The 13,140-nt window shown below is 37.5% G+C and carries 14 protein-coding genes; 5 read left to right on the top strand and 9 right to left on the bottom strand.

Features of this window, described 5'->3' with window-relative positions; all coding sequences use genetic code 11:
- Positions 1-131: 131 nt before the first annotated feature.
- The 3 genes from JNUCC52_RS16350 to JNUCC52_RS16340 all read right to left on the bottom strand — a co-directional run bounded on the left by JNUCC52_RS16350 (position 132) and on the right by JNUCC52_RS16340 (position 2,914).
- The gene (locus JNUCC52_RS16350) at positions 132-452 is read right to left on the bottom strand and encodes an NAD synthetase (protein WP_139860304.1); all 321 of its coding nucleotides are present in this window, start codon (positions 450-452) and stop codon (positions 132-134) included.
- A gap of 152 nt (positions 453-604) precedes the next feature.
- Positions 605-1,429: an NAD(+) synthase gene (nadE, locus tag JNUCC52_RS16345; protein WP_337980348.1), complete on the bottom strand. Its 825-nt coding sequence runs from the start codon at positions 1,427-1,429 to the stop codon at positions 605-607.
- Positions 1,430-1,444: 15 nt separating this feature from the next.
- On the bottom strand, positions 1,445-2,914 hold the full coding sequence (locus tag JNUCC52_RS16340; protein ID WP_337980347.1) for a nicotinate phosphoribosyltransferase: 1,470 nt from the start codon (positions 2,912-2,914) through the stop codon (positions 1,445-1,447).
- 312 nt (positions 2,915-3,226) lie between these two features.
- Between JNUCC52_RS16340 and JNUCC52_RS16335 the strand changes: the two genes are divergently transcribed.
- The gene (locus tag JNUCC52_RS16335; protein WP_173478852.1) at positions 3,227-3,568 is read left to right on the top strand and encodes a P-II family nitrogen regulator; all 342 of its coding nucleotides are present in this window, start codon (positions 3,227-3,229) and stop codon (positions 3,566-3,568) included.
- A 13-nt stretch (positions 3,569-3,581) separates the two neighbouring features.
- Positions 3,582-4,877, top strand: a complete 1,296-nt coding sequence (locus tag JNUCC52_RS16330) for an ammonium transporter (protein ID WP_173478853.1) — start codon at positions 3,582-3,584, stop codon at positions 4,875-4,877.
- Between the two features lie 106 nt (positions 4,878-4,983).
- Here the strand turns inward: JNUCC52_RS16330 and JNUCC52_RS16325 are convergent, their stop codons facing one another.
- The gene (locus tag JNUCC52_RS16325; protein ID WP_337980346.1) at positions 4,984-5,487 is read right to left on the bottom strand and encodes a methylated-DNA--[protein]-cysteine S-methyltransferase; all 504 of its coding nucleotides are present in this window, start codon (positions 5,485-5,487) and stop codon (positions 4,984-4,986) included.
- Between the two features lie 118 nt (positions 5,488-5,605).
- Here JNUCC52_RS16325 and JNUCC52_RS16320 point away from each other — a divergent pair, with 118 nt between their 5' ends.
- From JNUCC52_RS16320 to JNUCC52_RS16310, 3 genes are all read left to right on the top strand, one after another.
- Positions 5,606-6,337 (top strand): ABC transporter ATP-binding protein, encoded by a 732-nt coding sequence (locus tag JNUCC52_RS16320; RefSeq protein ID WP_337980345.1) that lies wholly within the window; start codon positions 5,606-5,608, stop codon positions 6,335-6,337.
- Positions 6,334-7,086, top strand: a complete 753-nt coding sequence (locus JNUCC52_RS16315) for an ABC transporter permease (protein ID WP_173478856.1) — start codon at positions 6,334-6,336, stop codon at positions 7,084-7,086. Before JNUCC52_RS16320 ends, JNUCC52_RS16315 begins: the two co-directional genes overlap by 4 nt.
- A gap of 77 nt (positions 7,087-7,163) precedes the next feature.
- Positions 7,164-8,138, top strand: coding sequence for a proline dehydrogenase family protein (locus JNUCC52_RS16310; RefSeq protein WP_173478857.1), 975 nt, complete (start codon positions 7,164-7,166; stop codon positions 8,136-8,138).
- 508 nt (positions 8,139-8,646) lie between these two features.
- Here JNUCC52_RS16310 and JNUCC52_RS16305 read toward each other — a convergent pair.
- The 5 genes from JNUCC52_RS16305 to JNUCC52_RS16285 all read right to left on the bottom strand — a co-directional run bounded on the left by JNUCC52_RS16305 (position 8,647) and on the right by JNUCC52_RS16285 (position 13,069).
- Positions 8,647-9,363: a 3-ketoacyl-ACP reductase gene (locus JNUCC52_RS16305; protein WP_139860800.1), complete on the bottom strand. Its 717-nt coding sequence runs from the start codon at positions 9,361-9,363 to the stop codon at positions 8,647-8,649.
- A gap of 86 nt (positions 9,364-9,449) precedes the next feature.
- Positions 9,450-10,055: a response regulator transcription factor gene (locus JNUCC52_RS16300; RefSeq protein ID WP_139860798.1), complete on the bottom strand. Its 606-nt coding sequence runs from the start codon at positions 10,053-10,055 to the stop codon at positions 9,450-9,452.
- 15 nt (positions 10,056-10,070) lie between these two features.
- Positions 10,071-11,216 carry a sensor histidine kinase gene (locus JNUCC52_RS16295; RefSeq protein WP_443136926.1) on the bottom strand — a complete coding sequence of 382 codons (1,146 nt, stop codon included), beginning with the start codon at positions 11,214-11,216 and terminating at the stop codon, positions 10,071-10,073.
- A 144-nt stretch (positions 11,217-11,360) separates the two neighbouring features.
- Positions 11,361-12,392: a Delta(5) desaturase DesA gene (gene desA, locus JNUCC52_RS16290; RefSeq protein WP_173478858.1), complete on the bottom strand. Its 1,032-nt coding sequence runs from the start codon at positions 12,390-12,392 to the stop codon at positions 11,361-11,363.
- A gap of 176 nt (positions 12,393-12,568) precedes the next feature.
- Complete coding sequence (locus JNUCC52_RS16285) at positions 12,569-13,069, bottom strand: GNAT family N-acetyltransferase (protein ID WP_173478859.1); 501 nt, start codon at positions 13,067-13,069, stop codon at positions 12,569-12,571.
- Between the last annotated feature and the right edge of the window lie 71 nt (positions 13,070-13,140).

The following is a 13,140-nucleotide window of genomic DNA, read 5'->3' as shown; positions in this document are numbered from 1 at the left end:
TTATTTGATTACCCATAATTATCAAGAAACCAAAACTCTTCCATGTTAAGCTAAAAGGATAGAGACATGACGAATCTTCTCCCCTTGCAAAAACACCCTATACCATGTGTGGTATAGGGTGTTTTTTAAATTTATATAGAAGTTCGGTAACTATTGTGACGCTTCATTTGCTTGCTAAGACGGCTAAGCTTTCCAGCTGTTTCATGTAGTTCATTATGGATTTGAACGTTGTCTTCACTATCAACAAAAGCAGCCTCTATTTTATTGGGACTTTGCTGTTGAATTTGTCTCTTCTTACTTAATAGCTTTTTATCTTTCATTTTTTGCATACTTTTTTTAAATCGTTGCTGCGCGTTATGGCTAAAGTTATGACTAAGATCGCCAGCATGTAAATATTGTTGTTCATTACGAAAAGTACTACTTGTCGTCGCACCTACGCTAGAAGTCCTCATAATTAGTTACCCTCCTTTTCATTTTACTCACTTTGTAGGTATTTATATCGACATTATATGCTCGAGATTAACCAAACAGAACCAAAATATATAAAAAGAATAGAATTGTTTAAAAAGTATCTATCACTTTTTGTACAACTCTATTCTTCAGGCTATTTCCAGAAATCATCAAATATCGTGATAGGCATATGGCGTTTATGTTGTGAATGTAAATAGTGTTGCTCTAGTGTATTACGAGCAGCTTCAGGAATTTCTTTCCCTTCTAAATAATCATCAATTTGCTCATATGTTAATCCAAGTGCCACTTCATCTGGTAGTGATGGACGATCTTCTTCCAAGTCGGCAGTTGGCACTTTCAAATATAAATGCTGAGGGCAATCAAGAGCAGCTAGCAACTGTTTCCCCTGACGCTTATTGAGACGAAAAATAGGCATTAAATCTGCCCCTCCATCACCAAATTTCGTATAGAAACCTGTAATTGCCTCTGCTGCATGGTCGGTACCTAAAACAACAGCGCCATTCATGGCAGCTATAGAAAATTGCACTTTCATGCGCTCACGTGCTTTTTCGTTCCCTTTTACAAAATCACTAAGCATAACACCCGCATTTTCTAAAGCACGAACACTAGCATCGACCGCTTCCTTAATATTTACTGTGTAAGTATGCGTAGGCTTAATAAAATCAATGGCATCTTGACAGTCCTGTTCATCGAATTGCACACCATATGGCAAACGCACTGCCCAAAATGAATACTTCTCCTCGCCGTCTTCCGCATTTAGCTCATCAATAGCTAGTTGTGCTAATTTCCCAGTTAAAGTAGAATCTTGTCCGCCAGATATACCAAGTACAAACCCTTTAACAAAGCTATATCGACGTGCATACGCCTTTAAAAAATCAATGGATTTACGAATTTCTTCCTGCGCATCAATTGTTGGCAGTACTTTTAATTCATTAATTATTTGTTGTTGCAATGCCATCACATTCTTCACTCCTTACCCTTTAACTATTCGGTTGACCATTTCTCGTACTTCTTCTATATTGCGCATTTTATTATCCCAGCATTTTTGACTTAAATCGACTGGGTATTCTTCTGGATTCATTGCACGTTTGTACTCATCCCATAACAACTCTAAATTTTCAGCTGCATATTTCTGCATATCTACAAGCGTAGGATTTTGATAAATTATTTCACCATTATTAATCACATGCTGATGTAGGTTTTTCGCCTCGAAATTCGTCACGAATTTTGACACAAATGTATGCACAGGGTGGAACATTTTAATACGTTCTTCTGATTGAGGGTTTTCATCGTGCATTGTAATGTAATCACCCTCTGCTTTACCATTTTTCTGGTCGATAATACGATAAACATTTTTTAAACCTGGTGTCGATACCTTTTCAGCATTTGCAGAAATTTTAATTGTATCCTCTAACTGACCTTCAGCATTTTCAATGGCTACCATTTTATAGACGGCACCTAACGCAGGCTGATCATAGGCTGTAATGACCTTTGTGCCAATTCCCCACATATCAACGCGGGCACCTTGTGCCTTTAAGTTCAAAATCGTGTATTCATCTAAATCATTTGAAACAACAATTTTCGCATTAGGGAAGCCAGCTTCATCTAGCATGCGACGCGCTTCTTTTGATAAGAAAGCTATATCACCACTATCCAGACGAATACCAATAAAATTAATTTTATCCCCTAATTCTTTCGCCACTTTAATCGCTGTCGGCACACCTGATTTCAACGTGTTATAGGTATCCACTAAAAATACACAATTACGATGACGTTTAGCATAGGCATGAAAGGCATCATAATCATTTTTATAGGCTTGCACAAGTGCATGCGCATGTGTACCAGCTACTGGTATGTTAAATAGTTTACCCGCACGAACGTTACTAGTTGAAGCAAATCCACCTATAAAGGCTGCACGAGTTCCCCAAATAGCCGCATCCATTTCATGGGCACGGCGTGTACCAAATTCCATCGCCATTTCGTCTTTTACGATTTGCTTAATGCGACTTGCTTTCGTAGCAATAAGCGTTTGATAATTCACAATATTTAAAAGAGCTGTCTCAATTAATTGAGCTTCCACTAACGGTGCCTCAATGCGAATAATTGGTTCGTTTGCAAAAACGAGTTCCCCTTCCACCATTGAATACATATTACCTGTAAAGCGAATGTTTTTTAAATAGTCGATGAAATCCTCTTTATAGCCAACTTCTTTACGCAAATACTCAATATCAGACTGACTAAAACGAAAGTCTCGTAAATACTCAAGCATACGTTCCAATCCAGCAAAAATGGCATAGCCATTGCCAAATGGTAATTTTCTAAAATATAATTCAAAAACCGCTTTTCTATTATGTATACCATCAGCCCAATAAGACTCTGCCATATTGATTTGGTATAAGTCTGTGTGTAGCGCTAAGCTATCATCAGCATAGTTTGATCTCATAGGAAATCCCTTCTTCCACTATCATAGTTAGTCTTAGTATACACTATATACCCAAAATCTTGCGTTTTACACGTTTTCTATCTCATGTTAGGTTACCTAACATTAATATTCAGAAAATTACGAACTGTTCATAATTTAGACACAAATTTTAGTACCGCTTTCATTCCCTTAATAATTAGCTTTTTAGTAAACTATTACGAAAATCGAAATATACCATGTAATAATACCTTACATGTAAATTAAAAAAACAATTGCGCCGTTTAAACACTCGCTATAGTATGTAAATTAAATTTACGCAAGGAGCTGGTGTGAGTGAAAAAAATCGAGGCAATTATTCGTCCAGAGGTATTTGGGGTTGTACGAGACGGACTTGCAAAGGTTGGTATTGCAGGTTTAAGTATTTCTGAAATCGCTGGCTGTGGTCGTCAATTAGGTCATACAGGTTTGTTTCGTGGGAATGCCTACGAAATTGAATTTTTACCTAAATTAAAGCTAGAAATGATTATCGACGACGAAAAAGTAGATTCGATTGTGGAGGTTTTATTACGTGATGCTGCAACTGGTAAGGTTGGAGACGGAAAAATATTTATTTATCCAGTAGAACAGGCAATTCGTATCCGTACTAAAGAAGTCGGATCAATTGCTGTAGATTAAGGGGGAGATAACTATGGATGACGTTATTTTATCTGTAAATTTAGTTTGGATTATGCTTGGTACAATTTTAGTTTTCTTTATGCATGCTGGTTTTGCAATGGTAGAAGCTGGTTTTACACGTTCTAAAAATGCCGTAAACATTATTATGAAAAACTTCTTAACGATATCACTTGGAGGCATTGTTTATTTTCTATGTGGCTATGCAATAATGTTTGGTGACACTGCTGGAGGCATCTTCGGTACAAGTGGATTTGCTTTAAACGGTGTAGATGACCTTTCCTTCTTTATTTTCCAAACAATGTTTGCTGCAACAGGTGCAACTATCTTATCTGGCGCTGTAGCAGAACGTACAAATATTTTTGCTTATATTGGTGTAATTATACTTATGACATTACTTGTTTATCCTGTAGTTGGGCATTGGATTTGGAGCGGTCAAGGCTGGTTAACTGATTTAGGCTTTATCGATTTTGCTGGTTCCACAGTCGTCCATTTAACTGGTGCTGTAGCAGCCTTTGTAGCAGCAATCATGATTGGACCTCGTCTAGGTAAATACGAAAATGGTCGTGTTAACGTTATTACTGGTCATAGTATCCCACTTGGCGCATTAGGCGTGTTTCTTCTATGGTTCGGCTGGTTCGGTTTTAACGGTGCCTCCACATTAGCTGCTGACCCTACTCTCGTTCCAAAAGTAATTGCGAATACATTTTTCGCAGCATCTGCTGGTGTAGTTGCTACTGCATTTTATACAAAATTCCGCTATGGTCACATCGATGGCTCACTTACTCTCAACGGTGCGTTAGCAGGGCTAGTAGGTATTACAGCTGGTGCAGCAAACGTCAGCATTATCGGTTCACTCATTATTGGTTTGATCGCAGCACCATTATTAGTAGAAGGTGTTCGCTTTATTGAATGGAAATTAAAAGTGGATGATCCTGTTGGCGCAATTGCAGTTCATGGTATTTGTGGAATCTGGGGCACACTTGCAGTCGGGTTCTTCGATATTACTGGTCAAGGCCTATTCTATGGTGGGGGCTTAAGTTTGTTAGGCATCCAAGCAATAGGTGTAATTGCGACAATCGCTTGGGTTGGTGTTTCTGTCACAGCAGGTCTATTTATTATAAAAGCATTTGTCCCTTTACGAGTTTCAGCAGAAGAAGAAATTACAGGACTAGATGTTATCGAACATGGTACACCTGCTTATGAATATCAAGAAGTTTTTAAAAGCTCAGCTATAAATGGTGAAACATTTGCTCACCGTTTAACTCATTTTGGTAAAACCCAAACGAGTGTAACTGAGGAACATGTCTAAAATCAATTCGTTCCACATATAAAGCAAGTACAAGAATCTGCTAGATATCCCTGGCGAAATTGCGGGAACCCAGCAGATTCTTTTGTTTCAGTATCACATTACCTATTTATTTAGCTCTTTCTAATTCAAGTAAAAATTCTTTCATAGTTAACCCACTTCGAAAGCCCGTTAGCTTACCGTTTTTCCCAATGACACGATGACATGGAATAATTGCCAGTATAGGGTTGGCACCTATTGCACTACCTACAGCTCTAACTGCCTTAGGTTTACCAATTCGCTCTGCAATGGCAGAATACGTTGTCGTCGTTCCATACGGCAGCTCTTGCAACGCTTCCCATACAGCTAGCTGAAATGCTGTTCCTTTCACATGTATAGGTAAATTAAATTCAGTTAGCTCTCCATTAAAGTAAGCTGTTAATTGCTCAACATAAGGCATTAATTTTTCTTTATTTTCTTCTAAGCTGTAACCCTTAAACGCCCTTTGAGCCCATGTTTCAACTTCTTCAAATGCTGCATTAGGTGTTCCTATATACACAAGCCCTTCATCCGAAGCAATTATATACATCTCACCTTGTGCGTATGTTAGTGTATCTACATATAAAATATCCATTACTCCATTCCCCTAACTCGATTAGAAGTTCACTACATAAAAATGTAAAATAACTATAGTGTCGAATCAATTCATGCTACAGTTATTTTACCTATAACCCTAAAGGAGTTTCAACTACATGACTATGTTATTTGAGCCCGCTATTCACTTTCAACAAGTGCGTTTTTCAGTGAACGATAAAACCATTTTAAAATCAATTACTGGCTCATTCCCAAAAGGGAAAGTTACAACACTTGTTGGACCATCTGGTGCTGGCAAAACAACCTTACTAAAAATGTGCAACGGTCTACTATCACCAACAGAAGGCAGTATATTAATTGACGATCAGTCAATCACAACCTATGAGCCTACTACTTTAAGAAAACATGTAGGTATTGCCCTTCAAGCAGCACCTATGATAAAAGGAACCGTTTTTGACAATTTAGCACTCCCCCTTGTGTTACAAGGAAAAAAGCTCTCACAGCACGACGCCATTCAATACTTACTGGACGTCGGGCTTGATGCAAGCTTTTTATCTCGTGATAGCAATGAATTATCTGGTGGACAACGCCAAAAGGTTTCAATTGCACGCACCTTAATCAATCAATCTTCGATATTATTGTTAGATGAAATTACTTCTGCATTAGATCGTCAATCCTCACAAGATATCGAAGCACTCATTGTGACATTAAACAAAAAATATGATGTCACGATAATATGGATTACACATAATTTACAGCAAGCCTTAACGATTGGGCATTATACTTGGGTCATGATGGATGGTGAGCTGATTGAAACAGGAGAAAGCTCATTATTAAAAGCCCCTACTAATCCAAGAGTCGCTGAATTTGTACAGGGGGTAAACGTATGAGCTATACATCGCTTTCATTAACATTAATTTTTGTTTTAATCCCGCTAATACTTTCAAAAACGTTCAAGCTAGGGCTTGAAAAAGACACAATAATTGCAACAATTCGCTCCATTATCCAATTACTTGCAGTCGGCTATATTTTAAAATTCGTTTTTGAAGCTGAAAGTTTTATTTATATCTTTCTAATGGTTGCATTAATGATTTTAGTTGCCGCGTTCAATGCCCGTAAAAAAGGGAAAGGAATTAAGGGAATTACTTGGAAAATAATAGTGACACTTATTGCAGTGGAGGTTGTCACACAAGGTGTTTTACTTGGTTGCGGTATTGTCCCTAGTACTGCCCAGTATATTATCCCTATTAGTGGTATGTTAATTGGCAACACAATGGTATTATCTATATTATTTTTAAATCGTTTCACTGCAGAAATAACAAGTCACCATAATGAAATCGAACTCATTTTATCTCTCGGAGGCACACCTAAACAGGCAATTCATCGCCAGCTAATCAATGCCATTAAAGCAAGTATGATTCCTACCATTGAAAGCCAAAAAACTATCGGACTTGTACAATTACCTGGGATGATGAGCGGTCAAATTATCGGTGGTGCAGACCCGATACAGGCAGTTCAATTTCAACTTTTAATAATTTTCGCTCTATTAACAACTGCGACATTATCGAGCATAATGATAGGCTTTTTAAGCTATCCAGTGCTTTTTAATGATAGGTTACAGATGCTAGAAATGAAATAATTGTTTTCGTGATATCATGACATTCTCTATAAATATGTTATACTAGTAAGAAAAATGCAGTGAGGAGAATGACCCATATGTTATTACGCGATTTTTTCATCCAATTATCTGAAAACCAACTATTAAATAGTGCTGCTAAAAAATACGGCTTAAAATTAGGTGCCCAAAGTGTGGTAGCTGGTACAAATATAGAAGAAACGATTGCAAGCATCAAAGAACTAAACGCACATAATATCTCTTGCACAGTGGATAATCTAGGGGAATTTGTTGCGAATGAAGAAGAAGCTACTAAAGCTAAGGATCAAATCCTCGCTGTCATTGAAGCGATTCATGAAAACAGTGTGGATGCACATATTTCGTTAAAGCCTTCTCAATTAGGCTTAGACATTGATGTTGATTTTTGTTACGACAATTTATATGAGATTGTAGAAAAAGCAGCAGCCTATGATATTTTTGTAAACTTTGATATGGAAAATTACGGCCGTCTACAAACATCATTTGATATGGTAGAAGAGCTTTCAAAAACATTTAATAATGTCGGCACTGTTATTCAATCGTACTTTTATCGTGCAAAAGACGATCTTGAGAAATTTAAAAACTACCGTTTACGTATCGTAAAAGGTGCATACAAAGAGCCTGTGGAAGTAGCTTTCCAAGATAAGCTTGATATTGATTTAAACTTTATCGAACTGATTGAATATCATTTATTACACGGCAAATTTACATCGATTGCTACACATGACCATAACGTCATTGCACACGTAAAACGCTTTGTTGCTGATAACAATATTCCATTCGATAAATTTGAATTCCAAATGTTATACGGCTTCCGTACAGATATGCAAAAGGAACTTGCGAAGGAAGGTTATAACTTCTGCGTCTACGTTCCATTTGGCGAAGATTGGTACGGTTACTTTATGCGTCGCTTAGCAGAGCGTCCTCAAAATCTTAACCTTGTAACAAAACAAGTATTCACAAAGAAAACGAATACTGTTCTTGCTGTAGCAGCTGGGGCATTCGTTCTTGGCCGCTTAACAAAGCGTAAAAAGTAATAAAAAGAAGTTGGAACATAACTATTAAAATTTCAGAAATATCACAAAGAAGTTCTTAAATTATTGGAGTTGATGTTAGCGAAGGCGGTGACCCCTGCGGGAACGCACGCAATGTAAGACACAACAAACCGCGCGCTAGCGAGGGTTGTGGCTTACATGTGTGCCCGCGGAACGCATCCGCCGTAGCGAACATCAATGGCATAGCAAAAAAGTGTTAGATTCATGCGATGACAATTTTCCGCTTTGTAAAATGAATGAAGCTATAACTATTCATTCTTTTGCAGTAAATAAGATTAGAACACTAGTTGATGGTAGCGAAGGCGGTGACCCCTGCTGGAACGCACGCAACGTAAGACACAACAAACCGCGCGCTAGCGAGGGTTGTGGCTTACATGTGTGCCCGCGGAACGCATCCGCCGTAGCGAACATCAATGGCATAGCAAAAAAGTGTTAGATTGACTGCCATCAATCTAACACTTTTTCTCATTTTCTGTTGGACAACTACTTTTTAAGGATTCGTTGACCATAGACCTGCATGTTTTAAAACAACACGCGGATGTAATTTTAATTGGGCAACCATTAAGTCTGCTAAATCTTCAGCCTGCATGACTTTTTCTGGATTGCCATCAGTTAGTTGTAATTCAACTGCCATATCTGTCGCAACCGTACTTGGTGTTAACGTCGCAACACGGATATTATGTTTTCGAACTTCTAACATTAATGATTCACTCATGCCAATCACTGCCGCTTTCGAAGCACTATAAGCACTCGTAATTGGCGCACCTTTTTGACCTGCTGTGGATGAAATATTAATAATATCCCCAGACTCACGTTCAATCATTTCTGGTAGGACAGCACGTGTTGTGTAATAGACACCTTTAACATTTACATCTACAATATTCGTCCAATCTTCAGGTGAAAGTTCTAAAAACTTACCGAATTTTGAAATGCCCGCATTATTTACTAAAATATCGATTGGACCTAACTCCGCTCGAACACTTTCTACTGCCGTTGTGATGGATTGCAAATTTGCTACATCTGCTGTAGCTATCGCGACTTTCACATCATATGCCTTTAGTTGATTTGCAACTTGTTGTAAATTTTCTAATGTACGTCCTACTAGCCCAACGTTAATGCCCTCTTTTGCAAAGGCGATAGCTGTTGCACGGCCAATACCGCGACCTGCTCCCGTAATTAAAGCCGTTTTACCAGAAATAGTTTGCATATATCTTACTCCCTTATGAATAGTGATAGATAAAATCTATGTTTTTTAGCATACCTATTCACCCATCAAAAGTACATTCAGAAGACTTACTTATTCCATCCTTTTTCCTTAAAGCGTGCAATCGCCTCAATACGGTTCCCGACATGAAGCTTCTCTAATATTGTTGAAATATAATTTCGCACTGTCCCTGCCGATAAAAATAACTCTGCCGCAATTTCTTTTGTCGTTTTCCCCTCCGCCACAAGTGTTAACACTTGGCTCTCACGATCAGTTAGTGGATTTTCACTATCATCCTCATAAACAAAATCTACAAGTTCTGGTGCATAAATTCGTTTACCATCGACGATTGTCCGAATAGCACTCACCAATTCCTCGATAGGGCTATCCTTTAATAAGTAACCTCTTACCCCTGCTTTTCTTGCACGTTCGAAGTAACCAGGTCTAGCAAATGTTGTTAATATAATTACTTTACAGTCTGAGTTCTGCAATTCTTCAGCCGCATCAAGTCCAGTTTTCACTGGCATTTCAATATCCATAATACAAATATCAGGCTGATGCTCTTCTACAAGCGCCAATGCTTCCTCACCATTTTTTGCTAAACCGACGACCTCCATATCTTCTTCCATACTAAGTAAGGAACGAAGTGCGCCTAACAGCATCCCCTGATCTTCAGCAATTACAATTCGTATCATGCTATACCCCTCTTTCTATAAGTGCTTCAAATTTTCTTTAACTTTTTGATGTGTAATTGTCACTGGTATAGATACCGTTAAAGTTGTGCCGTTTTCACTTTCTATTTTAAATGAACCATTTATAAACTCTAAGCGTTCATGCATCCCTTTTAAGCCATTACCTGACTTTAATGCTTGTTTTTTTGCAATACCCTGTCCATTATCTCGAACAACTAGGTGTAATTCTTTAAAATTTTGATGGAAGGCAATTTCACATTTAGTTGCTCCGCTATGCTTTACAATATTCGTGACCGCTTCCTTTAAACACATCGATAAAACATTCTCTACGAGAGGTGGAACATGCAAGGCGTCCTTATCCCCCTCAAAAACAAATTCCATTTCTGCCGCTTTCAAAATTTGAGAAATGCGCATAAGCTCGTCTTCAAATTTCGTTGTCCGCATATCGGACACTAATTCTCGAACTTCTTTCAAAGCAATACTAGCTGTTTGGCGGATATCCTTAATTTCAATTAAAGCTTGCTCTGGATCTCGTGCAATAAGTCTTGAAGCTAAGTCGCTTTTTAAACCTATCATTGACAACTTTTGACCAAGCGTATCATGTAAATCACGCGCAATACGTTGTCGTTCCTCAAAGACAATTAATTCAGCAATTCGTTCATTTGCGGTTTCTAATTGACCTTCTAAATTTTCACGCTTATTTTTCGAATAAATCGTTAAAGGTAAAAGCACTACAGCCAATATTGTTAATACGACAAAAGGTAGCTGTGATAAAAACAAATGTAGCTCGACAAAGAAACCAGCTCCTGTAGAGATCACTGTAAAACCGATATGGAGCCCATACATTATGTAAAAGCCAACAGGTCTTCGGATATTACCTATAAAAAAGGCTGTAAAAATGGATAAATACACATAACCATACAATATAGTTAAAATAATATTAATGACCATCTCAAAGCTAATCCACATATACACTAGTCCGTTTTTAGAGTTCACAGAAAATCGATAAAAAATAAAATAGAGCATTAAAAAAGTAATTCCTATTGATATTTCAATGGACGATGATTTTCTAAAAATAAAGAAAAACGGTAGAAAACAAAAAATAACCCATAAATAAATACTGAGCATAGGACTATTCGGAATGATACTATGCCATTTCTTCATCATAATCTCACGCTCTTTCCTACTTTTCCCTACATTATAACAAGAAAAGAATAATTGCGCCTTCACTTGCTTTTTGTAGTTTGTAAACAGACATATGCTATTTTATATAAAACAGCCATCCCAAATAGAGATGGCTGTTTACTACTAAGCAGCAATACTGCCTTTCGTTTTTCGTTTTATAATTTCATTTACATCTTTAAACGTTACAAATTTGCCAAGTTCTTCATCGTATAATTTATAGCGTAAAGATTCTAAGCTTGTACGCAATGTAATTGTAGTAGCTGAGTGCAATGGTGGCGTTTCATTATGTGCTTTTTCAAGATTATAATTCGGTACACGCGGTGCTAAATGGTGCACGTGGTGGAAGCCGATATTGCCTGTTGCCCATTGTAATAGCTTCGGTAGTTTATAGTACGAGCTACCTTCAACAGCAGCTTTTACATAATCCCACTCTGTATCGTGCTCGAAGTAAGAATCCTCGTACGTATGTTGAATGTAAAATAACCAAATTCCAAGGGAACCAGCGACAAATAAAGTAATACCTTGAACTAATAAAAATGCTTGCCAGCCCATAGCGTAAATAAGACCTGCACAGATACCTAAAATAATAATATTCGTTACGTAAGTGTTCGTGCGTTCTTTTTGTTTCGCATCTTTTCGGTTAAAACGATTCAAGATTAACACCATGTACAACGGTCCTAAGCCGAACATTACAAGTGGATTACGGTAAAAACGGTACCATAAACGTTGGCCTTTAGAACATTGTAAATATTCCTCTACTGTCATCATATCAATATCACCAATACCACGCTTATCTAAGTTCGAGCTTGTTGCGTGGTGGATTGTATGCTCACGCTTCCATTTTTCATACGGGAAAGATGTAATTACCCCAGTTACTAAGCCAACCCAGTCGTTAGCTTTTTTACTTTTGAAAAATGAACCGTGGGTACAATCATGGAAAATGATAAATGTTCTAACGACAAATCCAGCAGAAATAATACTTAAACCTGCAGTTAACCATGGTGAAACATCCACTAACATATAACCAGCAATCCATAGGACAATTAACGGAACAATCGTATTGACCATTTGAAAAATACTTTTACCTGTATCGGATTTCGCAAATGGTGCTACATCTTGGCGCAATTTCTTCGTTTTTTCTTTATCTGTTGCCATTCCCTTTTCCCTCGTTTCCTTTTGCTTATGACCTCATCATAAAACAAGAGTATAACTAACAACAGACGCAAACATCATAAAAAGCGCATGACATTTGTCATACGCATTAACGAAAGCCGAGTAATTTTTTTAACTCCAATCAGGTAATATGCTTTACTCCATTCAGCTAATTCACATTACTTTTCAGGTCCACGTAATTGCAGTTGGTAGAATACTAAATCAAGCCACTCATCAAATTTATAGCCTGCATTTTTTATTGTTCCTGCATATTCAAATCCTAGCTTTTCATGTGCTTTAATACTTCCAATATTTTCACCATCAATACCCGCAACTAATGTTTTAATCCCTTGCTCCTGTGCAATCTCAATCAATCGATCCATTAACTTCGTTGCAATGCCCTTTTTATAATGATCCTTGTGCACATATACTGAGTGTTCCATTGTATACTTATAACCTGGATAAGGACGGAACTGACTGTAATTTGCAAAACCTGCAATTACGCCATTTTCCACAAAAACTAACAACGGATTTCCAGCTGCCTTTTGCTCTACAAACCATTGTTTCTTTTCCTCTAATGATTGTATTTCATATCTATATACTGCTTTACTCGTTAATATAATGTCGTTGTAAATAACTAAAACTTCCGATAAATCTTTTTCTTCCATAAATCGAATCATTCTTGTTCACGTCCTTCTATTAAAGAAATAGACCCTACCGACAACGGCAGGGCTCATACATAATGCAACTA

The organism is Lysinibacillus sp. JNUCC-52 (assembly GCF_015999545.1).
Lineage (GTDB): Bacteria > Bacillota > Bacilli > Bacillales_A > Planococcaceae > Lysinibacillus.
The sequence above is the reverse complement of the archived record's forward strand: the minus strand, read 5'-3'. Positions and strand labels throughout refer to the sequence as shown.

Bases quoted from the DNA above. Each gene is read 5' to 3' on its own strand.
- JNUCC52_RS16350 (WP_139860304.1), bottom strand. From the start codon at position 452: ATGAGGACTTCTAGCGTAGGTGCGACGACAAGTAGTACTTTTCGTAAT.
- nadE (WP_337980348.1), bottom strand. From the start codon at position 1,429: ATGGCATTGCAACAACAAATAATTAATGAATTAAAAGTACTGCCAACA.
- JNUCC52_RS16340 (WP_337980347.1), bottom strand. From the start codon at position 2,914: ATGAGATCAAACTATGCTGATGATAGCTTAGCGCTACACACAGACTTA.
- JNUCC52_RS16330 (WP_173478853.1), top strand. From the start codon at position 3,582: ATGGATGACGTTATTTTATCTGTAAATTTAGTTTGGATTATGCTTGGT.
- JNUCC52_RS16325 (WP_337980346.1), bottom strand. From the start codon at position 5,487: ATGGATATTTTATATGTAGATACACTAACATACGCACAAGGTGAGATG.
- JNUCC52_RS16320 (WP_337980345.1), top strand. From the start codon at position 5,606: ATGACTATGTTATTTGAGCCCGCTATTCACTTTCAACAAGTGCGTTTT.
- JNUCC52_RS16315 (WP_173478856.1), top strand. From the start codon at position 6,334: ATGAGCTATACATCGCTTTCATTAACATTAATTTTTGTTTTAATCCCG.
- JNUCC52_RS16310 (WP_173478857.1), top strand. From the start codon at position 7,164: ATGTTATTACGCGATTTTTTCATCCAATTATCTGAAAACCAACTATTA.
- JNUCC52_RS16305 (WP_139860800.1), bottom strand. From the start codon at position 9,363: ATGCAAACTATTTCTGGTAAAACGGCTTTAATTACGGGAGCAGGTCGC.
- JNUCC52_RS16300 (WP_139860798.1), bottom strand. From the start codon at position 10,055: ATGATACGAATTGTAATTGCTGAAGATCAGGGGATGCTGTTAGGCGCA.
- JNUCC52_RS16295 (WP_443136926.1), bottom strand. From the start codon at position 11,216: ATGAAGAAATGGCATAGTATCATTCCGAATAGTCCTATGCTCAGTATT.
- desA (WP_173478858.1), bottom strand. From the start codon at position 12,392: ATGGCAACAGATAAAGAAAAAACGAAGAAATTGCGCCAAGATGTAGCA.
- JNUCC52_RS16285 (WP_173478859.1), bottom strand. From the start codon at position 13,069: ATGATTCGATTTATGGAAGAAAAAGATTTATCGGAAGTTTTAGTTATT.